16 protein-coding genes are annotated in these 22,906 nt (G+C 65.2%); 4 read left to right on the plus strand and 12 right to left on the minus strand.

Annotation, left to right across the window (positions count from 1 at the left end):
* Window positions 1-272: 272 nt before the first annotated feature.
* The 6 genes from VGM20_12250 to VGM20_12275 all read right to left on the minus strand — a co-directional run bounded on the left by VGM20_12250 (window position 273) and on the right by VGM20_12275 (window position 9,336).
* Complete coding sequence (locus tag VGM20_12250) at window positions 273-2,186, minus strand: glycoside hydrolase family 127 protein (GenBank protein ID HEY4101634.1); 1,914 nt, start codon at window positions 2,184-2,186, stop codon at window positions 273-275.
* A 35-nt stretch (window positions 2,187-2,221) separates the two neighbouring features.
* A complete protein-coding gene (locus VGM20_12255) occupies window positions 2,222-4,009 on the minus strand; it encodes a hypothetical protein (protein ID HEY4101635.1) in 1,788 nt (595 codons plus the stop codon).
* Window positions 4,010-4,129: 120 nt separating this feature from the next.
* The gene (locus VGM20_12260; GenBank protein ID HEY4101636.1) at window positions 4,130-5,827 is read right to left on the minus strand and encodes a hypothetical protein; all 1,698 of its coding nucleotides are present in this window, start codon (window positions 5,825-5,827) and stop codon (window positions 4,130-4,132) included.
* A complete protein-coding gene (locus tag VGM20_12265) occupies window positions 5,824-7,365 on the minus strand; it encodes a sugar ABC transporter ATP-binding protein (GenBank protein HEY4101637.1) in 1,542 nt (513 codons plus the stop codon). The genes VGM20_12260 and VGM20_12265 overlap by 4 nt, the downstream gene beginning before the upstream one ends.
* Window positions 7,317-8,315: a substrate-binding domain-containing protein gene (locus tag VGM20_12270; protein HEY4101638.1), complete on the minus strand. Its 999-nt coding sequence runs from the start codon at window positions 8,313-8,315 to the stop codon at window positions 7,317-7,319. The genes VGM20_12265 and VGM20_12270 overlap by 49 nt, the downstream gene beginning before the upstream one ends.
* A gap of 34 nt (window positions 8,316-8,349) precedes the next feature.
* Window positions 8,350-9,336, minus strand: coding sequence for an ABC transporter permease (locus VGM20_12275; GenBank protein HEY4101639.1), 987 nt, complete (start codon window positions 9,334-9,336; stop codon window positions 8,350-8,352).
* A 113-nt stretch (window positions 9,337-9,449) separates the two neighbouring features.
* Here VGM20_12275 and VGM20_12280 point away from each other — a divergent pair, with 113 nt between their 5' ends.
* Window positions 9,450-10,907, plus strand: coding sequence for a hypothetical protein (locus tag VGM20_12280; GenBank protein ID HEY4101640.1), 1,458 nt, complete (start codon window positions 9,450-9,452; stop codon window positions 10,905-10,907).
* The gene (locus VGM20_12285; protein HEY4101641.1) at window positions 10,904-12,487 is read left to right on the plus strand and encodes a ribulokinase; all 1,584 of its coding nucleotides are present in this window, start codon (window positions 10,904-10,906) and stop codon (window positions 12,485-12,487) included. The genes VGM20_12280 and VGM20_12285 overlap by 4 nt, the downstream gene beginning before the upstream one ends.
* A gap of 7 nt (window positions 12,488-12,494) precedes the next feature.
* Here VGM20_12285 and VGM20_12290 read toward each other — a convergent pair whose 3' ends face one another.
* The 5 genes from VGM20_12290 to VGM20_12310 all read right to left on the minus strand — a co-directional run bounded on the left by VGM20_12290 (window position 12,495) and on the right by VGM20_12310 (window position 19,057).
* Window positions 12,495-13,892, minus strand: coding sequence for a hypothetical protein (locus VGM20_12290; protein HEY4101642.1), 1,398 nt, complete (start codon window positions 13,890-13,892; stop codon window positions 12,495-12,497).
* Window positions 13,893-13,943: 51 nt separating this feature from the next.
* Window positions 13,944-14,636 carry an L-ribulose-5-phosphate 4-epimerase AraD gene (gene araD / locus VGM20_12295; protein ID HEY4101643.1) on the minus strand — a complete coding sequence of 231 codons (693 nt, stop codon included), beginning with the start codon at window positions 14,634-14,636 and terminating at the stop codon, window positions 13,944-13,946.
* A gap of 1 nt (window position 14,637) precedes the next feature.
* Window positions 14,638-15,705: an aldose epimerase family protein gene (locus VGM20_12300; protein ID HEY4101644.1), complete on the minus strand. Its 1,068-nt coding sequence runs from the start codon at window positions 15,703-15,705 to the stop codon at window positions 14,638-14,640.
* Window positions 15,706-15,794: 89 nt separating this feature from the next.
* Window positions 15,795-17,999 carry a glycoside hydrolase family 2 TIM barrel-domain containing protein gene (locus VGM20_12305; GenBank protein ID HEY4101645.1) on the minus strand — a complete coding sequence of 735 codons (2,205 nt, stop codon included), beginning with the start codon at window positions 17,997-17,999 and terminating at the stop codon, window positions 15,795-15,797.
* Entirely contained in the window at window positions 17,999-19,057 is a 1,059-nt protein-coding gene (locus tag VGM20_12310) for an acetamidase/formamidase family protein (protein HEY4101646.1), read from the minus strand. The genes VGM20_12305 and VGM20_12310 overlap by 1 nt, the downstream gene beginning before the upstream one ends.
* Before the next feature lie 178 nt (window positions 19,058-19,235).
* Here VGM20_12310 and VGM20_12315 point away from each other — a divergent pair, with 178 nt between their 5' ends.
* On the plus strand, window positions 19,236-20,414 hold the full coding sequence (locus tag VGM20_12315) for an FAD-dependent oxidoreductase (protein ID HEY4101647.1): 1,179 nt from the start codon (window positions 19,236-19,238) through the stop codon (window positions 20,412-20,414).
* Window positions 20,411-21,139, plus strand: coding sequence for a hypothetical protein (locus VGM20_12320; GenBank protein ID HEY4101648.1), 729 nt, complete (start codon window positions 20,411-20,413; stop codon window positions 21,137-21,139). Before VGM20_12315 ends, VGM20_12320 begins: the two co-directional genes overlap by 4 nt.
* Here VGM20_12320 and VGM20_12325 read toward each other — a convergent pair.
* Window positions 21,117-22,904 carry a glycoside hydrolase family 15 protein gene (locus VGM20_12325; protein HEY4101649.1) on the minus strand — a complete coding sequence of 596 codons (1,788 nt, stop codon included), beginning with the start codon at window positions 22,902-22,904 and terminating at the stop codon, window positions 21,117-21,119. The two genes, VGM20_12320 and VGM20_12325, sit on opposite strands and share 23 nt — an antisense overlap.
* Between the last annotated feature and the right edge of the window lie 2 nt (window positions 22,905-22,906).

The raw sequence follows: 22,906 nt of genomic DNA on the forward strand, positions 1-22,906 counted from the left end.
CGAGTTCCATCCCATCGGCGGGGTGGCGGCGAGGGCGGGGGCGGGGGCGGCGATCGGGGCTGGTCGATGGACGACGGCCTTGTGGGGCGAGGCGGGCTGTGGCCCCGACGAGGAGGCTGAGAGCGCTCCAATCGCGGCGAACAAGGCAAGTGTCTTCATGATGTCATCCTGAGCAAAGCAGCCGCGAAGCGGTTGCGGAGTCGAAGGATCTCAATGGTCGTGCAATCGAATGTCCCTTCTCGCGATGAATTGTGCAAGGTGGTCCGCGCCGTTCAGGCGCGGACCACCTTCCAGTACACCGCATATCGCTCGTCGAACACGGAGTTGAACGGCACCAGCGCGATCTCATGCTCCTGGCCGGTGATCCGGAAATCGATCCCGCCGTGATGCTTCACGGCGGAAAGAATGTTGCCGTCCTTCGCCTTGATCGCCGCGACCGCGATCGGTTTCGTCTCCGGCGTGAGGTCGAAATCGGGAGTCATCCGCGGCGGCGTTGGCGGTGCGCGCAACGGTTCGTGCCCCAGCTTGCCGGCGAGGACGAGCGGTCCGTACATCACCGCCTGCACTGTCGGGTCATCGGGCATCGCTTCGACGCGCAGCGCCATCGGCAGCGTCACGTCGACGTGATCGCCGTTGTGCCAGAGGTTGTTGATGGTGACGTAATTCCCCGGCGGCGTCGCGACCTTGATCGCCTTGCCGTTGAGCTTGATCGTTGCACCGCCTGCGAGCCAGTACGGCATCCGAATCCGCAGCCCGAACCGCGTTGGCGTCGCGGCCTGCACGGTGAGGCGCGTCGCGCCTTTCTCCGGGAACGAGGTCTCCTGCCGCAGCTTGACGCCGCGGTTGTCCCAGTCGACTTCCGACGGGATGAAGAGATTCACCCAGATCCCGCTGTCGTCGTGGAAGTAGATGCTGTCGCCAAACTTCGAATGCGATTCGACGCCGGTGCCGTGACAGCACCAGAAACCGTGATCGGGAGTGCCGAACATCCGCCAGTACCCCGATTGCATCGGCGTGTAATAGATCTTCTCGCCGTCCGCGGGGTGCTGGGTGCCGAGCATCCCGTTGTAGAGGGCGCGCTCATAGTAGTCGGCGGCGTGGGCATCGCCAGTCCACTGAAAGATCTGCCGCGTCAGCTTGAGCATGTTGTAGGTGGGGCAGCTCTCTTCGGTATCTGGCGCAAGTTCGCCGGAGAGTTGTCCAACCGGATTCTTCCAGTTTTCGCCGCTGCTGGTGCCACCAGTGACGAAGCAGCGCTTCCCGGTAACTTCGGTCCAGAAGTACTGCGCGATGTCGTGCGATGTCGTGTCGCCGGTGATTTCGTAGCGCCGCGCGGCGCCGAGGATCTTGGGGATCGTGGTGTTGGCGTGCACCTTGGTGAGTTCGTCACGCCCTGCGGCGAGCGGTGTCAGCACCCGCGTGTGATCGAATCGCTTGCTCACCTCGATCCACGACATGTCGCCGGTGATCGCGGCGAGATTGTCGAGCGATTCGCCGATCCCGCCGAACTCGGTGCGGAGGATCGCCTGCATCTGGGTGTCGTCGATCGGCGCCACCCAGTCGCGAGTCCAGCCGCCGAGCCCCTTCGCCATCTCGAGTGCCTGCGCATTGCCGCTGAGCGTATACGAATCGAGGAGGCCGGCGAAGATCTTGTGCACCGTGTAGAACGGCGCCCAGACGCCGTGGCGTGCCTTGAGCCGGTCGAAGTACTCTTCCGGAAACGCGCTCAAATAGCCGTTCGCCTTCTGGCATCTGGCGAGTTCGGCGACGAGATGATCGCCGCGCGCCTTGACGTCGTTGTCGCCGAGTTGTGCTGCCATGAGCGCGCAGCCGGAGAGGTAGTGTCCGACGAAGTGCCCGCGCAGTTCGTTGTTCGGTGCTTCCCAGCCGTAGTACGGCTCGGCCGTCGTCGGCAGACCCGCGGTGGTCCGGAACGAGACGAGGAGGCGATCGGGATCGAGCCCCATCATGTAGCGCCGGTTGATCATCACGTCGTCGAGGATCGGACTCGGGAGCAATCGGACACGGTGCAGATCGAACGGGGTGGCGACTGCGCCGGCGGGGGCGGATCCAGCGACGCCGCGCCGGGCAAGTGCCGCTCGCATGGCGCGCGGGAGGACTGGGATTGCGGCGAGCGCGGCCCCGGTGGTGAGAACGAACTCGCGGCGGGTGGGATTCGAGCTCATAGCTGCCTCGTCTGAACGAATGCCTTCATCACAATTTAGATCCCCGCCCGCTCTTTCGCCTTGGCGCAGATCGCCGCCATCACGTCGCGGTACTTGTCGAACGTGTCGTCGACCACCTGGAGCGTCGGAATCGCGCCGGGCGAGAGCGACAGCGTCTGCGGATTGAATCGCCCGAATCCCGATTCGTGCACGCCGCTGCTGCCGCGTCCCGGTGCCGGTGAACTGAGATGCTGGAAGTATCTCGCGTAGGTATCCATCCGCCCGAGTCCGACCTGGTACATCGGGATGAACTCGACGAGCGCGTCATACGCCATCTCGCCGACGCACGGCACCTGTGGATGTTTCGCGCGGAGATCCATCACCAGGCGACGGGTCCCTTCGTGCATGTCGCCGGTGGTGTTGTTGGTGTAGCCGCCAACGATGTCGAGAAAATACGCGTCGACGCCGTAGGTGCTGATCATCGCGTCAATCCGCGACGTGAGCCAGTTGCGCCACGAATCGACACCGGGATTCATGTAGGCGAGCCACCCCTCCTGGTGCCGGTCGTTGTCCCAGTCGACCCAGTTGAGGTTCATCACGTCGCCGTCGATCTTCGCCGTCGCGCCGTTGGCGATCTGGCGGAAGACCGGTTGATGGCGGTTCGCCGAGTTGGTGCCGAACATCGGCATCATCCTGAAGCCGAGCTGATGTGCGCCGTTGATGAGCGCGCGGAAGCCGGCGTCGCCGCCCATCCGGTCGGAGACGCGGTAGTTGGGGTAATCCCAGTAGTAGCGGCCGTCCCACGCGGAGAGAAAGACGAGAACGCGGTCGGCGGGGATCTGTGCGGCAATCCACTTGAGGATTTCGAGCTGACGCGCATACGAGTTGAAGATGTAGCCGGTGTAGTGCTGTCCGTGCAGCGTGGTGACCATGGCGAGGTTGCGCATCCACTGCGGCACATCGCTGCGCTTCTCCCACGACATGAGATTGTGGGCGCGCTCCAGTTGCGCGAAATGCGCGTCGACCGCGGCATCGGGAGTCGCGGTGCGCATGATCGTCCACGGCGGGACGTCGTAGCGGTTGCGCGGCGTCCACCCGTCGGCTTCCGAGATCGCCTCGACGCGGAACCCTTCGTCGCCTGGCTGGAAGAAGAAGCGCTTGGTGCCGACACGGGGATCGCGCGACGAGATCGACACGAACGACGTGTCGCTGGCGCGGACGATCGCGAGCGGCGTCCCCATTCCGCCGGAGGCGTTGAGGTCACCGCCGCTGAACGGATAGCCGACGAGTGATTCGTTGTCGGTCGCCATGCCGAACCGCGTTCCGCCGCCGAAGGTCACCGCGCCGCGCGGGATGCCGCGAATGATCGCCGAGACGGTCTTCACCGGTCGATCCATCTCGGCCGTTGCCGTCCAGGTGATCGAACCGCCGTCCTTGCGGAATTCCGCCGAGAACTTCCCGGGAATCTTTTCCTGACCACCGGCCCAGGTGAAGCCGGTGCAGGTGATCCGCATCGCGTCGGCGGTGACGTCGGCGGTCATCTTCGACTGGTCGAGACTGTAGGCGTTTTCTGGCGTGAAGACGATGAAGCCGAAGCGGAACCCGTCGAACGCGACCGAGGGTTCGGGGAAGTCGAACGAGAACTTGTTGTAGCCACGCCCGCGCGGCGGGACGTACACCTCGCTCGTCGACGTGAGCGGCAGGATCTCGGCGCGCCGCGCGCCGATCAGCGGCGCATCTCTGGCGGCATCGACGATCGAACTGGTTGCGCCGGGAAAGAGCGAGGCGGCACCGGCGGCCCCCATCAGCTTGATGAGATCGCGGCGCGGGAGAGGATCGGGCATGGTGAGATGGACTCCGTCGGCATCAAAGCCACCGGTCTGGTGTGCAGGATCGAACCAGCTGACATGCGTGTGGCCCGAAAAGATAACGCGAAAGTGGGCGCTGGCCGCAGTTGTCGGTGCTCAGATCGACGGCGGCAATCCGTCCGGCGCGGTCCACTGATAGCTCACATCGTGGTTCGCCCCACGCCAATGCGTCGGCCAGATCGTCTCCTGCCAGTCGAGCGGCTCGGCCAGCGGTTGCCGCACTGCCGCGATCGCCAGCGCCGCCTTGAGGTCGCGCTTCGTCTCCGGCGTGAGGGCGTCCGGCGCGAGCGACACGAAGAGCGTGGTTCCGCTTCGCGCCAGGAGATCGAGCCACTGGCGGTTGAGTTGCCACGGGATCGACGTCGTGACACCGACGCAATCGGGATCGGCGACATAGAACGCGCCGTGCTGCGCGCCACGAAACGCCAGTGCGTTGACACCCATCTCGGGGACACGCTGCCACTCGGCGCCACTGGTATCGTCACCGATGCGGCAGATCTCGAAGAGGCCCGCTGAAAGATGACTCACCGTATTGCAGCCGATCACGAGTGAGTCGCCCGCCGCCGCGCGGATCACCCGATAGAAATCGCCGATCACTTCCGCGGTGGTGCGTGATGTCCCCGACGCGAAGCGCCATCCATCAGTGGTGAGCGCGGTTCCCATCGTCCGGCCCCAGCGCCCCATGATGTCGTATGTCGAGTAGTCATGCTTGATCAGCTGGTAGCCCCACTCGCGAAGCCGCGCGATGTCGGCGTGGATCTTCTCCTGCACTCCGGCGACGGTCGGATCGAAAGTCGCGCGCGATCGGCTCAATCGCCACGAGTCAGGCGCGTCGGCGGTGGCGAGAAGCGGCCGCGTCCAGATCCCGGGACGCGCGCCACCGGTCACGATCTTCGCCGCGAGCGCCGCCATGTCGGGAAACTTTTCGTTGCCGCGATCCCAGAGACCGCGCGCACCCGTGCCACCGCCGCCCCGTTCGGGCTGCCAGCCGTCGTCGATCACCGCGAACGGCCGATTGTTTCCGGTGGGCGAGAGGTCGACAAGATGCGCCACGTCGGCGAGCACCGTCGCGTCGCTGTTGTGACCATAGGCGTAGTACCAGTCGTTGTGGCCGTACACCGGTTGCGCCGGCAGTCTCGGCGCCGGCGACATCAGGTGGCACAGCGACCGGATCGCATTGAACGTCGATTCGCCCGATGTTCCCTTGCGCGACACGATGTCGCACACGGCGAGTTCGCGGTCGCCAAGCTGCAGCGCACTACCACCACTTCGCACATCGGCGCAGCAGGTGATTCCGGCGGGGTCGATCTGCCACCAGCAGAGCGCCGCCGCTCCGGTGCGAACGCCGTAACCGTGCGTCGCTCGACCGTCCCATGTCGCGGCATACCACGGCATGGTGCGATCGGGCGCCATCCCGCGCCATTCGAGGTCGCCGTACGCGCGTTCCCAGGCATCGCCCAGGAGGAGGCGAACGCGCTGGAGATCGGCGCGCCAGCGAATTCGGATCCGGCGCATCTCAGCGGTGGGAGCCGCGAGGGTGATTCGTGTGGTGCCTGGCGCGGAGGTGCAGGTGACGATGACGCGCCCGCCGTCCCAGCGGCCGTTCGCGCCCGCCGCAAGGGTCACATATCCCGATGCGGTCTGTACTTCGATACTGTCGGGAGACCGGCTGAGATCGACGAAAGTGCCAGCTGCGGTCGGCACCTGCGCCATCGTTTTGCTCAGCGACGGGCCAACCGCGGCGACCGGGAGTGCCGCGCCGATGTGCTGAACAAACTCGCGACGAGTGGTCACGCCGCCTGCAGCCCCGCCATCATCCGGAGCACCTGATCCTGGTTGGCATCGTCGCGCGGCAGATCACCGACAACGCGGCCGCCGCGAAGGACGAGAATCCGCCGGGAGAGATTGAGTAGTTCGGGAAGCTCGCTGGAGATGAGCAGCACCGCCGCTCCGGAGGCGGCCATCCTGTCGATCCACGCATGCAGCTCCGCCTTCGCGCCGACGTCGACGCCGCGCGTCGGCTCGTCGAGGATGAGGATGTCGCTGCGCGCCGCCAGCCACTTGGCGAGGACGACCTTCTGCTGATTGCCGCCGGACAGTGCGCTCACCGGCTGTTCGAGTGCTCCCTCCCGGACCCGCACGCGTTCTGATTCTTCCCGCGCGAGTTCGGCTTCGGCACGTCGCCGGACGAGGGTAAAGCGGGCAAGGCGTTCCAGGATCGGCAGCGTCGCATTCTCGCGGCCGAGCATGCCGAGGACGAGCCCCTGTCGCTTGCGATCCTCCGGCACGAGCCCGATCCCGTGGGCCATCGCGTGCCGTGGACTGCGAATGCTGACACGATTGCCGCGGACGAAGACGTCGCCGCTCGCACGCCGGTCGAGACCAAAGATCGCCTGCGCCACCTCCGAGCGGCCAGCACCCACCAGGCCGGCAAGTCCGAGGACTTCACCGGCGCGCAGCGTGAAGGAGACATCGCTGAAGCGCCCCGGCGAGGAGAGATGTTCGGCGCGGAGGACCTCGTCACCGAGCGGGACATTCGCGTGCGCCGGGAAATACTGTTCGAGCCGCCGCCCGATCATCCGATGGACGAGCTCACCTTCGTCGATCGACGCAACCGAATCGGTCCCGACGTGCTTGCCGTCGCGCAGCACGGTGACATGATCGCAGAGCCGGAAGATCTCCGGCATCCGGTGCGACACGAAGAGGACCGTGACGCCGCTCGCCGTCAACCGTCCGATCAGGTCGTACAACCGCTCGGCGTCGTCCTGGCCGAGGGAACTCGTTGGTTCATCGAAGACGATCACTCGTGCGCCGCTGCCGACCGCGGCTGCGATCTGCACCAGCTGCTGCTCCGCGATGCTGAGCGTGGCCAGTTGTCGCGTGGGGTCAATGTTCGCGCCGATCGCGGCGAGGAGTTCGCGGGCGCGGGATCGGAGGGTCGGTCGATCGACGAATCCGCGTCGGGAGGGAAGTGCGCCGAGCGAGAGATTCTCCGCCACGGTGAGATTGTCGCAGAAGGCGAGCTCCTGGTGCACCATCGCGACGCCGTGATCCAGTGCATCGCGCGGCGAACCAAAGTGCACCGGCTCGCCATGGAGGAGGATTTCGCCGCCGTCGTGCGACTGGATCCCGGCGAGGATCCGCCCGAGCGTGCTCTTGCCGGCGCCATTTTCGCCGCAGACCGCGTGGCACGAACCGGCGGCGACTTCGAACGACACATCCTCCAGCGCGGTGACGCCGGGGAACCGCTTGGTGACGCTACGAAAGGCGACGGCGGGGATGGTCAGTTGGGCAACGCCAGGTACTTCGGGTCGACGTCGGTGAAGCCCCACGCCTTGAGCTGCCGTGCCCAGGTGCCGAGGTTCTCCTTCGAGACGCGAACCAGATCCATCTGCACGTGCGCCGGCACGTCCTTCTTGAGATAGACGTGATCAAAGATCGTCTTCACCGACACATAGCCCCAGAGGAACGTCGGTTGGGCGAGAAGGACGGGAGCGAGTCCCTTGTCGACATACGCCAGTTCGGCCGGCAGCGCGTCGACCGACACGATCTTCACCTTCGACGGATCGAGGTCGGTGAGGAGTGCGCTGGTGAAGAGCGGCCATCCGCCGATCATCGCCCATCCCTGGATCTCGCGATAGGCATTCTGGGCGCGGAGCACCTCGCCGGCGGCGTCCTGCGGTGTTTCGAGATGGTAAAAGGTGTTGAGGATGGTGATGCCGGGATACTTCTTCGCCTCATCCTTCACCCCCTGCACGCGCATCTGCAGATTCGGCGCGTTTTGGTTGCCAGCGAGAATGGCGATCTTTCCCTTGCCATCCATCTGCTTCGCGAGTTCGTCCATCACCTGCGCGCCCATCGCGTGATCGTCGCCACCATAGAACGAGAACCGCTTTGACTGCGGCGCATCGCTGTCGAACATCATCACCGGGACGCCGCGCGCGACGGCGTCGTCAATTGCGCCGGTGACCTTTCCCGCGTCACTCGCGGAGACGAGGATCGCGTTGTCCCCCTCGTTGACTGCTTGCGCGATGCGCTGCGCCTGCACGGTGCCGTCTTCGTTGGGCGGCGTAAGCCAGTCGATCACGACGTGCACGCCGGAGGTAGCGGAAAGTTCCTTCGCCGCCGAATCGGCACCGGCGCGCCCCGAGATGAAGACGGGGTTGGTCGAGCTCTTGGCGACCATCGCGATGCGAAAGGTCTTCCCGCCGCCCGCCGTCGACTTGCCGCACGCGGCAATGCCAAGGAGTGCGCTAGCGACAATCATCTGACGGATCGTCATGCGTTCCCTCGTGTCTCGTGAAAGATGTGGTGCGCTACGTCGAGCCGCGCGCCAGGCGGCGCGCGAGGAGTCTGGACCCGCTCTGGTCGAGGACGACGGCGAGGATCATCGTCGTACCGATGATGATCCACTCATAGTTCTGGTCGAGGTGCAACGTCCGGATCGCCTGGCGGATCAGCACGATGAGGAGTGCGCCGAGCATCGCGCCGGTGGCGCTCCCCTTGCCGCCGATGAGCGACGCGCCGCCGACCACGGCTGCCGCAATCACGTACAGTTCGTACCCTGTACCATCAGACGACGTCGCCGACCCGTAGAATGCTGCGCCGATGAACGCCGCGATCCCGGCGGTGATCCCCGACCAGAGAAAGACGCCGACGTTGATCCGCTTCACGTTGAGGCCCGAGAAGCGGCTCGCCTCGGCGTTCCCGCCCACCGCAAAGACATGCCGCCCCATGACGGTGCGGACCAGATAGATATTGCCGAGGATTGTCACCGCGATCATGCAGAGCAATGGCACCGGCGACAGCGATTCACCGAGTCCGAGCGACGCCTTCGCGACCGATGTCAGTGAGTCGGGGACCAGAATGCTCTCGGCGTGGCTGATGACGAACGCGACGCCGCGGAGGATCCACATCGTACCGAGCGTGATGATGAAGGAATGGACATTGAGTCCGACCACCATGATCCCGTTGGCGAGCCCGCAGAGGAATGAGACGACGAGGCAGGTGGCCAGGCCGACGGCGACAGTGAGGAGTCCGCTCATCGGACCGAGAGCGTGCAGCACCATCGCCATCACCACGCCGGCGAGCGCGTAGACGGCGCCGACGGAGAGATCGATCCCGCCCGAAATGATCACCAGCGTGGCGCCGACGCCCATGATCGCGAAAGTGCTCGCGTCGGTGGCCATCTGGATCAGGGTGTGCGCATTGAGAAAGTTGTTGACCGACGACCCGGTCATCGGGTCAACGTGCGAACCGGCAACCAGTGTGAGGACTGTGCCGAGGGCGAAGAGAACGATCACCAGCCCGGCAGATGGAGAACGCAGGAACGTTCGATACACGACGAGTGGACTCGGAGGTGTAAGCGCTTGCAAGACTAGGCCTTGGGAGGTAGTCTGTCAAATGGAGGGAGTCCATGCCACTGCCGCTCTACCAGCCGCAGGTCACGTCGCGACCTGTGCCCGCACCACGCAAGATCACCTTCGGTCTCATCGTCGGTAACCGCGGCTTCTTCCCGCAACATCTCGCGCTGGACGGCAGGAAGGAGATCGTTGCTGCGCTCGAAGCGGAGGGATTTGCCGTCATCGTGATCGATGCCGGCGACGCGCGCCACGGAGCGATCGAGTCGCGTGACGAGGCGAAGGCGTGCGCGGCGCTCTTTCGCGACCATCGCGACGCGATCGACGGCATCATCGTCACCCTCCCCAACTTCGGGGACGAACGAGCGGTCGCCGAGACATTGCGCCTCGCCGACCTTCGCGTGCCGGTGCTGATCCACGCAATGGCCGATGCTCCCGACCGGATGACGATTCGCGACCGGCGCGATTCGTTCTGCGGCAAGATCTCGGTCTGCAATGTGCTTTCGCAGTACCGGATCCCCTATTCGTTGACGACACGGCACACCGATCGGCCGGGAACGGCGACGTTCCGCGCAGATGTGCAGAAGTTCGCGGCGGTCTGCCGCGTGGTGAAGGGGCTGCGCACCGCGCGGATCGGCGCCATCGGCGCGCGGCCCGCGGCGTTCAAGACGGTGCGCTACAGCGAGAAGATCCTCGAGGCGAGCGGGATCGCCGTCGAGCCGATCGACCTGTCGGAGATTCTGGGCCGCACGGACCGGATGGCCGACGATGCGCCGGCGGCGACGCGCAAGCTTGCGATGATTCGCGAGTATGTCCCCACCGACGGCATTCCGGAGCCCGCGCTCGTCAAGATGGCGAAACTCGGCGCCGTGATCGACGGTTGGATGCGCGAGGCGGATGTGACCGTGAGCGCCGTGCAATGCTGGACGTCGCTGGAGGAGTTCTTCGGCGTGGTGCCGTGTACGCTGATGAGCATGATGAGCAACGACCTCTTCCCGAGTGCCTGCGAGGTCGATGTCTGCGGAACGCTGAGCATGTATGCGCTGTCTCTCGCGTCGGAATCGCCGAGTGCTCTGCTCGACTGGAACAACAACTACGGCGACGATCCCGACAAGGCGGTCTGTTTTCATTGCAGCAACCTGCCGAAGCACTTCTTCGATGACGTGAAGATGGACTACCAGGAAATCATCGCCGGCACGGTGGGGAAGGAGAACACCTGGGGGACGTGCGTCGGCCATGTGCGCGCGAGCCCGATGTCGTTCGCCCGGTTCTCGACCGATGACCTGACCGGGAAGATCCGGGGGTACGTCGGCGAGGGGCGCTTTACCGATGATCCGCTCGATACCTTCGGCGGCGCCGGCGTGGTGGAGATTCCACATTTGCAGGAATTGCTGCGCTACATCTGCACCAATGGATTCGAGCATCACGTCGCGGCGAATCTCTCGACCGTCGCCGATGCGCTGCATGAAGCTGCGACGACGTACATGCAATGGGACGTGGTACGGCATCGATGACTGTCGTCGCAGGCGTCGATTTCGGCACCCAGAGCGTACGCGTCTCGATCGTGGATCACCTCGAAGGTGTGGTCGGGTTCGGCGTGGCCGAATATCCGATCAATCGCGACCGTTCCGACCCTGATTTTGCAACGCAATCGCACCAGGCGCACATGGGAGCCCTGGTGGATGCGATGCGAGTTGCGCTCGCCGACGCGAAAATCGACGGCTCGGCGATCCAGGCGCTGGCGCTCGATACCACCGGATCGACCGTTGTCATCGTGGGGAAGAATCTCGAGCCGCTCGACGACTACTACCTCTGGTGCGATCATCGTGCGGCGGCTGAAGCGGCGCGGATCACCGAGATCGCGCACGACCTCGACCTTCCCGCCATCCGCGCCTGCGGCGGCGTCTACTCATCGGAGTGGGGCTTCGCCAAACTCCTCCACTGGCTGCGGCATCATCCCGATTCGCGCGGCGACGTGGTCACCGCGCTCGAGCACTGCGACATGGTCGCCGCGGTCCTGTGCGGGGTCACCGACGTAGATGCGCTGCCACGATCGGTCTGTGCCATGGGCCACAAGTGGCTCTGGAGCGAAGCCGATGGCGGCCTCCCGCCGGAATCGTTTCTCAATGCGGTCGATCCGTTGCTGGCCGGAATGCGCGGCAAGCTTGGCGGCCGATACGAACGGTCGGATCGGATCGCCGGCAAGCTCACGCCGCACTGGGCGAAGACCCTTGGGCTCCGGCCGGGGATTCCCATTCCGGTCGGCGCGTTCGACGCGCACTGGGACGCGATCGGCGCCGGGATCGCGGTCGGCGACGTCGTCAACGTCCTCGGCACCGCGACGTGCACCATGGCGATCGCCGAATCGACCGGCGAGATCCCGGGATTGTGCGGCATCGTTCCCGGCTCGATCCATCCCGACTACGTCGGCATCGAGGCGGGGCTTTCTGCCACCGGCTACCTGTTCGAATCAATTGCCCGGCGCTCGAACACGACCGTCGCCGCGCTCGGTCCCGAGGTCGAACGGTACCGCGCCGGCGAGACCGGGCTCTTGCGGCTCACGTGGGACAACGGTGATCGGACCGTCCTGGTGAACCCCGCGCTCGGCGGCGTCACGCTCGGCTGGAATCTCAATCACACCGCCGCGGACGAGCTCTTCGCTGCGATCGAAGGGACGGCGTTCCATACCCGCGTGATCCTCGAGCGGATGAGCGAGCATGGCGTGCCGATTCACCGGATGATTCACGGCGGCGGGATTCCGCAGAAGAACGACGCGCTGAATCGCATCTATGCCAGCGTGATGAACAAGCCTGTGCTGGTGCCGGAGCGACCGATCACGTCGCTTGGGTCCGCGATGTTTGCGTGCGTCGCCGCCGGACTGCATCCGACGATCGAGGCGGCGCAGCGCGCGCTCTGCCCGCCGTACCGCGTCGTGCTCCCCGATGCGGCCGCCGTGGAGACGTACGACCGGCTCTTCGCGCACTGGCGCTCGCTATACTATTCGTTGGGACAGCAGGGCTCGGAGCCGGTGGCGGTTGGAACGATCCTTCCCGACCTCCGGGAGATTGCCCGGAACGCGAGAGCCCGGGCGTAAGGGGCGCTCAGCTCCCTCCCCCGACGTCGGGCTCCGGCGGCGGCAACATCCGCTGCGGATTCGCCAGTATCGTGGCAGCGGGCGCCGCTGCCGCCGCGAGGAGATCATCGACTCTTCGCGTCACCGTCGCGATCCGCCATACGTAGCCACTTCCCGAATTATATGCCGCGCCGGAATACCAGAAAGTGACCGTGTTCGCCGCCGGATCGAGAAGGAAGGTCGAACGGTAGATGATGTCGGCGAGCGCATCGATCACGCCGCGCCGCGCGATCGGCGACGGAAAGGTCTGCCAGTGCGTCCCGTCGTGACTCACCGCCATGTACAGTGCGTCGGTCGTGCACGTGCCGCCATGCGCATACGTGTTGTAAACTGCCCAGTATTCACCGCGCCCCGGCAGCCACTGCACATCGATGTGCCAGATATTGACCCCGGGCTGCGCGAGGCCGGCAGCTGTCGGTGCGTTCCAGTGCACGCCATCGCTGGACGTCCGGAGTTCGACCGTTGTCGCGGTCGCATCGCATCCGGCTGGCCCCGAATTGACCGACCACATCGCCCACGCGCCGAGTGGTGAACCACGCACTACGGCAGGAGAGACGATCTGGTGGCTCGGTGCCGAGGCAACGACCGTTGGCGCACTCCAATGCACGCCATCGGCGCTGCGGACCAGCCGCACCCGGTTTGCCCCATCGGCGACTTCGCGATAGTAGAGCCAGAGTTCGTTCGTCGCCGGGTTGAAGACGATGTCGGGGTCGGAGAGGTAGGCGCCGTTCGCGGGATGATCGATCGGATTCATCAGGCCGAGCGGGACCGTCCAGCCGATCGCGTCGGCGCTCTGGAAGAGGGACGGGTTTTCGAAGTTGGCATTTCCGCCGGGGTACGGCGTCGCCGCAAGCCAGTATCCACCGGTGAATCCGGGCGCGACGACCACGTCGGGGTGCACAGCCTGACCCGAGCCTTCGTAGGTCGAGAGTGGTACCAGCGACACCAGGTCGAGCGGGTGCACCGGATCGCAGGGGCCGGCGCAGGCGAGCGCGGTCGATCGAAGCCCGGTCTTCGCCGCAACGCGCGCTTCGATCTGCTGCCGGCCGGGGTCGGGACCGAGTTTCCAGGTGGTGCCGACGATGCCATCGGCGCCTGTGGTCGCATCGGACGTCGTCACGTTGCCGCCGCCGGTCACGACGTCGATTGCGACCTCGATGCCACCGACCGGTGCGCCCGCAGCGTCGACGACTTCGAACCGCACGGCGTCGCTCAGCGTGCTGCTGGGCGGCCCCTGCTGCGCATCGCCCGCGATAACGAGAATCCCGCTCGCATCGTCGACAGGAGAATGAATGGTGACTGGGTTGTCGGAACAGGCAGTTGTTGCCGTGATGCAGAGGGCGAGGGCGATGAGACAGCGGTGCATATTGTACTAGACCCGCAGATCGTGTCGCGGGTCACAGCAGGTCCTCGTACGTCACCGCTGTCCGTAATACGCGTCCTTCCCGTGCTTCCGGAAAAAGTGCCGGTCGCGGAGCGCCGTCGAGATCCCGGCCGCCTCGGCGTTGATCATCATCGTGTGATACGCCATCGCGGCGACCTCTTCGAGCACCTGGGCGGTGTGCACCGCCGCTCCCACGGATTTGCCCCAGCAGAACGGTGCGTGACCGGCAACAAGGACAGCCGGCATTGTCGCTGCATCAAGGGTCTCGAACCGTTCGATGATCGCCGTTCCGGTGTTCGCCTCGTATTCGCCGTCAATCGAATGCGGCTCCATCGGCGCTGTCACCGGCACGGGACCGTGGAAATAGTCGGCATGCGTGGTGCCGAGACACGGGATCTCGCGCTCGGCCTGGGCCCAGGCGGTGGCAAAGTGCGAGTGCGTATGAACGATGCCGCCAATGCCTGGGAACGCGCGGTACAATGCGACATGCGTCGCGAGATCGGACGAGGGACGGAGCGAACCCTCCGCAACGCGACCGTCGAGGTCGGTGACGACCATCGAGCTGGGCGTGAGCTCGTCATATGGCACGCCGCTCGGTTTGATCACGATCGCGCCGGCGGCGCGGTCGATCGCGCTGGCATTGCCGAAGGTGAACCGCGCCAGCCCGCTGGTCGCCAGCGCGAGATTGGCGCGGAGAACCTCATCCCGGAGGGTGTCAACCGTCACGTCACTGCTCCACGCCGAAGGCGAAGATGGTTCGCGACGCAAACTCCTGCGCGGGGCGCAGGATCGTCGACGGAAAGTTGGCGTGATTGGGCGAGTCAGGGAAATGCTGGGTCTCGAGCGCGAACCCGCTCCGACGGGCGTAGACAACGCCGCCCTTACCGGTGATCGACCCGTCGAGGAAGTTGCCGGTGTAGAACTGCACACCGGGTTGGGTACTCGACACCGTGAGGACCCGCCGGGTCGCCGGATCGACGACCTTTGCGACCAGCGTGAGGGTGGTGTCGCTGGTGCGATTGATCACGAAGTTGTGGTCGTAACCGTGCCCGTTCCTGATCTGCGGATCGGCACTGTCGATTCGTGCGCCGATCGCGGTCGGCGTGCGGAAATCGAAGGGAGTCCCCGCTACGGACGCGAGCTCGCCGGTGGGGATCAGCGTCGAATCGACGGGCGTGTACCGATCAGCATTGAGCGTGAGGACTTCGCCGAGGATGTTGCCGTGCCCGGTGAGGTTGAAATACGAGTGGTTGGTGAGATTGAGCGGCGTCGCCTTGTCGGTGGCGGCGTGATAGTCGATGACCAGTTCGTTCGACTCGCGAAGAGTGTACGTCACCCGTGCCTGCAGCGTTCCGGGATATCCCTGATCTCCATCGGGAGAGGTATGGCTCAGGACGACACCCACTTCGCTGTCACGGGTGAATGGGGCCGCCGCCCAGACGACCTTGTCGAACCCGCGCAGGCCGCCGTGCAGCGCGTTGGGGCCGTTGTTGGTGTCGAGATGATACGTCTCACCGTCAAGCGTGAAGCGGCCGTGGGCGATGCGATTGCCGTAGCGGCCGACGAGCGCGCCGAAGTACGGTGAGCTGCGGAGATATCCCGCCAGCGAATCGTAACCGAGCACCACATCGCCGATCGCGCCGCTCCTGTCCGGCACATCGATCGACTGGATGATCCCGCCGTATGTCATGATCCGGACGGTCATGCCGCGACCGTTCGACAGCGTGTACAGCGTGACCGAATCGCCGCCGGGAAGCGTTCCGAACGGCGCGCTCGTGATGGTTGGACGTGTCATCGCATGATCGGCCGAAGGGGATACCGGATGGCTGCACGCGATGAGTGCCACCGCGGCAAGGGAGAGAGCGATCGTGCCTGCGGAATGTCTCACGGAGTGATGACCTCATCGAGCCCGAGATCGATATACTGACCGCCACGCGTCTGGCGCACGTGAACGGCGAGGACGTTGTCGCCCTGATGCAGTTGCGCCCGGGCCGCTGCATCGAGCGGGAGGCGCACATATCCGGAGGTATATCCCGGGAGCCGCGCCACGAGCGCGCCGTTGACGTAGATGTCGGCGTCCTCGTCGTGATGCACGCGCCATTGCAGTTCGGCGCCGGGGACGGACGTCAGCGTGAAATGCCGTCGCATCCAGATATCGCCGGTATTCCAGGTCGTCCGCACGACGGCACCCGGGGTTCCGGTGGTGCCGAACCCGCCCGGGCCCTGCTTCCAGCCCCGATCATCGAATGTTGGGGCGAACCATGATGTATCTGGTGCCATCGCGGTATATCGCCATGGCTGTCCGGTTCGCTGTGACGTCTCCACCAACGGACGCGCGCGAGGCGGTGGCTGCCAGAGCGTCGTCGCGGCAGCTGCGGCTTCGGGCGGCAGCTTGATCACCGCGCGATCATACGTCATGAGGCCGTTCACTTCGATTTCGACGTCGGTCGTCTGCGTGTACACCGCGGCGGACAGCCCGTCGGCGATCAGCCAGCGGAGTTGGTCGAGCAGCCCGCGATATGCCTGGCCGAGATCGGCCTGCGACGTGAACGAGCGGTATCCCCAGTTGTTGCGATCGAGCCAGGTATGACCTTCCAGCGGCAGGCCGAGTCCGCCGAATTCTCCGAGCACCGCGGCGCGCGTCGGCTCCGTTGGCGGCATCCCGGGGCCGGGGTAGTCATGGAGATCGATCACGTCGCCGACCAGCCGGTCGGTCCAGCCGCTGGCGTCGTCGACGAGGCGTGTGGGGTCATATCCCTTGATCCACCCGACATAATGTTCGACGTCGTGCTCGCCCCATCCCTCGTTGAACGGCACCCACATCACGATCGACGGGTGATCGCGCAGCGACGCAACGACACGATGCAATTCCCGCTCGAACTCCGCTTTCCCGCCGTCGGTATTGTTGTCGCCGCTCGGCATGTCCTGCCACACCAGCATTCCCATGCTGTCAGCGTCGCGGTACCAGCGCTCCGGTTCGACCTTCACGTGCTTGCGGATCATGTTGAAGCCGAGCGACTTCATCGTGGCGATGTCGAAGCGGCGCGCGTCCTCGGTGGGCGCGGTGTAGAGGCCGTCGGGCCACCATCCCTGATCGAGCATCCCGTACTCGAAGAGCGGATGATTGTTGAGAAAGAGGCGCATCACACCGGCGCTGTCGCGGGCGACGGCGATCTTCCGCATCCCGAAGTAGCTCGTGACGGTATCGCCGCCGGCAACGGTCAGGCGGAGGTCGTAGAGGAACGGATCGGAGGGCGACCAGAGGTGTGCGGCCGGAACGTGAAGAACGAGCGGCGAGGCGACCGTTCCCGTCGTCGTGGCGATCGATTGACCCGCGGACAGCACCTGCGCGGTGATCCGCGCGGTGCCGTTCTCGCCGGCGAGCGCGGTGTGGATCGTCACGGTGCCCGCGTCGATGTCGGGTACGGCGATGAGCGAGTCGAGATACGTGGCGCGCACCGGTTCGAGCCAGACGGTCTGCCAGATCCCGGTGACGGCGGTGTACCAGATCGACTTGGGCGTGAGGACCTGCTTGCCGCGTGGCTGCGGGCCGTGATCGGTCGGATCCCACACGGCGACGGTCAATTCCTGATTGGCGCCGGCGCGAAGCGCACTGGTGATGTCGACGGTGAACGGATCATAGCCACCGCGATGCTCGATCACCTGCGTGCCGTTCACGTAGATCGTCGCGTCCCAGTCGACTGCGCCGAAATGCAGCAGCAGCGCGCCACCACGCGAAATCTCCGGCGCCGTGAACGTGTGATGGTACCAGAGTCGCTGTGAATCGGACACGCTCCGCTCGACGCCGCTCAATTGCGACTGCACCGGGAACGGCACGACGATCGATCCGTCCCACGCGACCGGATGGTCGACGTCGCGCGATGTGATCGCGTACTCCCAGCGTCCGTTGAGATTGACCCAGTCGCGCCGAAGCAGCTGCGGGCGCGGGTATTCCGGGAGCGGATGATCGGCGTTGACCTGCGCGGCCCAGCGCGTGCGCAACGGAGCGTGCGCCACCTGCGCGTGAACCGGAGCGATACACGCCGCGGTAAGCAGTGCCGCGCCGGCAGTGCGCCTGACGGCCCACATCAGTGGCCGCCTCCGGCGCCACCGCCGGTCGGCGTCGAGATGAAGAGCGACTTCGGAATCAGCCCGTGCACGCCGACAGTCCCATCGACCAGCTCGGTGATGTTGAAGTTGACTGCGACGCTCGACAGCATGTAGGCGTCCTCGCGCGAGAGGTGTGCCTCGGTGCCGAGGAAGTCGATTGCTTCGCGCACAGCATTCTTCGCCGCCGTCACCAGGTTGCTGTCGATCCCCATCACGATCCAGTCGGTCGGCGTCTCGGCGCGGGGCCACTTGAGATGCATATCCTTCCGGACGATCACCTGGATCGTCCCGCGGAGCGCCGTCTCCATCGCGGTGATGTCGACTTCGCCATTTCCCTGGCCGGCATGGCCGTCACCGATTTCGAGCAATGCGCCCGGCACCCACACCGGGATGTAGAGCGTCGTCCCGGCGACGAGATCCTTGTTGTCGAGATTGCCGGCGTGGATGCCGGGTGGCGCGCTGTTGACGCGGCCCATCGACGCCGGTGGTGCGTCGCCGATCGATCCGAAGAATGGATGCATCGGAATCACGATCCCCGGTGCGAAATGAGCGAGGTTGTGAAGGGTGTCGAGCGGGATGATGCGTGTCTTGCCGGCGGTGAAATCCTCGGGGATGAAACCGCTGCGGGTGCCGAACGAATTGTAGGCGTAGTCGACGTCGGGGTGGATCGAGAGGAAACGCACCTCGAGCACGTCGCCGGAATCGGCGCCTTCGACGTAGATCGGTCCGGTGAGGATGTGCCCGCCCGGTCCGCGCGCCGTGCGAGGGACCGAATCGTAGATGGTGCGCAGTTCGGGCTGCACCTTGGTCGAGTCGAGGCCGGCGCGAATCAGTCCGGTCGGCGAATTGGTGATCATCGTGTGCACCAGCACGCGATCGCCCGACTTGATCCGGAGGACCGGCTTCGCTTGCGACCAGTAGTATCCCCACGCGACGGTCGACGGCGTTGCCGGCAGGACGATCGGCGCCTGTGCGGCGACGGGCGCTGCCAGGAAACCGGCCACGGAGAGGAGCGCGGCAAGGCGGGGAAGCGGCATCGAGGCTCCGATTGGCGGGGGTGTGCGAACCGTCGCAGCCGCAGATCGGCCACGGCATGAGAATGTATCACCACGGGAAGGCGCTGGGGACCTGCGCGGACGGCGAGCTTCCCCGATCGCGTTTCCCGTGTGACGCGCGAGCGCTAGCTTACCTCCGACTCGTTCCCGCGGAAGCACAATGACTGCGTATCGCTATCTGATCATCGGCGGTGGAATGACGGCGGATGCCGCGGTTCACGGGATCCGCGCCGTCGACGCCGAGGGGACGATCGGCCTCTTTGGCGCCGAACAGGACCCGCCGTACAATCGACCGCCGCTCACGAAGGGACTCTGGAAGGGCGATACCCTCGATTCAATCTGGCGGAAGACCGGCGACGTTGCCGTCGACCTCAACATCGGCCGGTCGATTACCGCCGTCGATCTTCCGGCGAAACATGTGACCGACAGCGCCGGCAATCGACACACCTTCGACAAGCTCCTGTTCGCCACCGGTGCGAAGCCCCGGCAGCTTCCGTTTGGCGGCGACGACGTGATCTACTACCGGTCACTCGACGATTACCGTCGTGTGCGCGCGCTGGCGACCAAGGGGAGTTCGTTCGTGGTGATCGGCGGTGGCTTCATCGGTTCGGAGATCGCGGCCGGACTTGCGATGAACGACTGCAAGGTCACGATGATCTTTCCGGAGCCCGGGATCGGTGCACGAATCTTCCCGGCCGATCTCGCCGTATTCCTCGTGACGTACTATCGAGAGAAGGGTGTCGATGTGCGAGCGGGCGAGCAGTTGGCGTCGATCGACCGGGTCGATGGCCAGCTCACCGTGACCACCAAGGCGGGGAAGAAGATCAAGACCGACGCGGTGATCGCGGGGATCGGTGTCGAACCTGAGGTGGAACTGGCGCGTGGAGCGGGGCTTGCGGTCGAGGACGGGATCATCGTCGATGAGCATCTCACCACGTCGCTTCACGATATCTACGCCGCCGGCGATGTCGCGCGCTTCCAGTCTCCGCAGCTCGGCAAGCGGATGCGGGTGGAACACGAGGACAACGCCAACACGATGGGGACTGCGGCTGGGCGCGCCATGGCGGGCGACGCCACGCCGTATACCCATCTGCCGTTCTTCTATTCCGATCTCTTCGATCTCGGGTACGAGGCGGTGGGAGAAACTGACCCGCGGCTCGACGTTGTCGCCGACTGGAAGGAGAAGTTCAGGGAAGGGGTGGTGTACTACCTGTCACTGGGACGCGTGCGCGGCGTGCTGCTCTGGAATACGTGGGGCCAGGTCGATCATGCGCGGGAATTGATCGCGGAGCCGGGGCCGTTCGACGCGGAGTCGCTCAAGGGGCGGCTTCCGAAGTGACCGAACGTCGATATTCGGAAGAGGAAGCCGGAGCGATCTTCCGCTTCGCAACCGAGCATCCCGGACCCGGCATCGCGCAGACGTCCGGACTCGAAGGGCTCACCCTTGTCGAGTTGCAGGCGATCGGCCGCGAAGTCGGACTGCCGGACGATGCGGTGGAACGCGCGGCGCACCTGGTCGAGGTCCGGAAGAGCGCCGTCTCTCGACGGCTTCTCGGATTGCCGATCGGGGTCGAACGTCGGGTCAAGCTCCCGCGACGACTCACCGACGGGGAGTGGGAGCGCCTCGTCGTCCAGCTCCGAGATGTCTTCGGTGCCCGCGGCACGACGAAGTCGGAAGGTTCGTTGCGCCAGTGGACCAACGGCAACCTTTATGTGCTCGATGAGCCGACCGCAGACGGGCGTCGTCTCCGCCTGGGATCATTGCACGGGATGGCAGCCCGTTCGATCAAGATGGGTCTTGCCGCCATTGCTGGTGCCGCGATTGTCGGGATCGGCGGCTTCTTCGGACTCGACGTGGCGCCGGCCTGGGGATTCATTGGTGCCGGCGCGGTGCTGATCGTGAATGGTGTTGTCCGCGTGCCTGGCTGGGCGCGTCTTCGTGGGCGCCAGATGGAAGAGTTGGCTGCTCAACTGACGCTGCCGACGGAGCCGGCAACGACGGAACCTGCAACGCTGTCCGACCGGACCGCCGCTCCCCCGGCTACACCGCCTGATCCCACCTGATCGACAACCGCAGCGCGGAGTTGATCAGCCCCACCATGCTGTAGGTCTGCGGGAAATTTCCCCACTGCTCGCCGGTGCGCGGATCGATGTCCTCGGCAAACAATCCGTGCCGGTTGCGCCGCGCGAGCACCGTCTCGAAGAGATCCCGCGCCTTGTCGCGTTCGCCGATGGCGGCGAGCGCGTCGATATGCCAGAAGGTGCAGACGAGGAACGCGTTGTCCATCGTGCCGAAATCGTCCTGCTCGTCGTAGCGGAGCAGGAACGCGCCACGGCGCAACGTCTTCTCGATCGCCCGCACCGTTCCCGTGAATCGTGGATCACTCGCGGCGAGGAAGCCGACGTCGTTCATGTGCAACAGCGACGCATCGAGAGCGCTTCCGCCAAAGGTTGACGCGAACGAGTTGAGCGACGGGTTCCACGCCTTTTCGCAGATCGCGTTGTGAATCGCCTTGGCGCGTTCCTGCCAGTAGATGGCGCGATCGGATGCGCCGAGCCGCTTGGCGATCCGCGCCAGCCGATCGCAGGCGGCCCAGCACATCACGCTGGAGAAGGTATGTACCCGCGCGATCCCGCGGAGCTCCCAGATCCCGGCGTCGGGGCGATCGAAGAGCGAAGCTGCCCGCTCGCCAAGCGGCTCCAGCCGGCGGAAGAGCGATTCGCCGCCGCGATGGACCAGCCGTTGATCGAAGAAGACGTGCGCCGTGGCCAGAATGGCGGAACCGTAGACATCGTGCTGGATCTGCTCGTGCGCCTGGTTACCCGCCCGCACCGGACCCATCCCGCGATATCCCGGCAGCGAATCAATCGTTCGCTCATCCGGCACGGCGCGCCCGGTAATGCCGTAGACCGGCTGCAGCGCCCAGCTCTCCGATCCTGCCGCAAGGTTGGCGATGTATTCGATGTAGCGCTCCATCGTTCGCGTGGCGCCGAGACGATTGAGCGCGTTGATGACGAAGTACGCGTCGCGCAGCCAGCAGTAGCGGTAATCCCAGTTGCGACCGCTCTCCGGCGATTCGGGAATCGAGGTCGTCATCGCTGCGATGATCGCGCCGGTGTCCTCGAAGGTATTGAGCTTGAGCGTAATCGCGGCGCGGATCACATCGTCCTGCCATTCGAACGGGATCGCCAGCGACCGCACCCACGTCTGCCAGTGTCGCGCCGTGTCGTCGCGAAAGCGCATCGCGACATCTGCGACCGAACTCAGGACCGATTCGTCGGGACCGAGGATCAACGCGATCGGCTCCTCGAGGAGGAAGATGTTCTCCTCGAGAACCGCGCTGACGGGGACGTCGGTGGTGAGGCGCAATGTGAGATCGGCGCTCTGATACCGGATGTGATTGCTGCCGAAGGTCACCGTGGTACGGAGCCGACCGTATTCGTACGCCGGACGGATCCGAATCCGCACGCGTGGATTCCCGGTGAGGCGCCGCGCCTGGCGGACCAGCGTCATCGGGCAGAAGACGCGGTCGTACTGATCGAACCGTGGCGCAAAATCGGTGATCTCGATCGCGCCGCCGTGCTTGTCGTAGAGACGCGTGACGAGAATCGCCGTGTTGAGGAGATACTCCTGCTCGCTCCGCACCACGTCGAGGAGATCGATCGCGAAGCAGCCGATCTCATCGGGCGTATTGCCGCTGCGGAGCAGGGTGCAGAACATCGGATCGCCGTCGAAGCGCGGAAAGCATGCCCACACCACCTCGCCGAGCGGGTTGATCAAAGCGCCGATGGAGCCGTTGCCGATCAGGCCAAGGTCGAGAGACGACATGC

This window comes from Gemmatimonadales bacterium, assembly GCA_036500345.1.
Classification (GTDB): domain Bacteria; phylum Gemmatimonadota; class Gemmatimonadetes; order Gemmatimonadales; family GWC2-71-9; genus Palsa-1233.

Coding starts and splice junctions, on each gene's coding strand:
- VGM20_12315 (HEY4101647.1), top strand. CDS start 19,236: ATGACTGCGTATCGCTATCTGATCATCGGCGGTGGAATGACGGCGGAT.
- VGM20_12270 (HEY4101638.1), bottom strand. CDS start 8,315: ATGACGATCCGTCAGATGATTGTCGCTAGCGCACTCCTTGGCATTGCC.
- VGM20_12280 (HEY4101640.1), top strand. CDS start 9,450: ATGCCACTGCCGCTCTACCAGCCGCAGGTCACGTCGCGACCTGTGCCC.
- VGM20_12285 (HEY4101641.1), top strand. CDS start 10,904: ATGACTGTCGTCGCAGGCGTCGATTTCGGCACCCAGAGCGTACGCGTC.
- VGM20_12305 (HEY4101645.1), bottom strand. CDS start 17,999: ATGTGGGCCGTCAGGCGCACTGCCGGCGCGGCACTGCTTACCGCGGCG.
- VGM20_12255 (HEY4101635.1), bottom strand. CDS start 4,009: ATGCCCGATCCTCTCCCGCGCCGCGATCTCATCAAGCTGATGGGGGCC.
- VGM20_12325 (HEY4101649.1), bottom strand. CDS start 22,904: ATGTCGTCTCTCGACCTTGGCCTGATCGGCAACGGCTCCATCGGCGCT.
- VGM20_12250 (HEY4101634.1), bottom strand. CDS start 2,186: ATGAGCTCGAATCCCACCCGCCGCGAGTTCGTTCTCACCACCGGGGCC.
- VGM20_12300 (HEY4101644.1), bottom strand. CDS start 15,705: ATGACACGTCCAACCATCACGAGCGCGCCGTTCGGAACGCTTCCCGGC.
- VGM20_12310 (HEY4101646.1), bottom strand. CDS start 19,057: ATGCCGCTTCCCCGCCTTGCCGCGCTCCTCTCCGTGGCCGGTTTCCTG.
- VGM20_12290 (HEY4101642.1), bottom strand. CDS start 13,892: ATGCACCGCTGTCTCATCGCCCTCGCCCTCTGCATCACGGCAACAACT.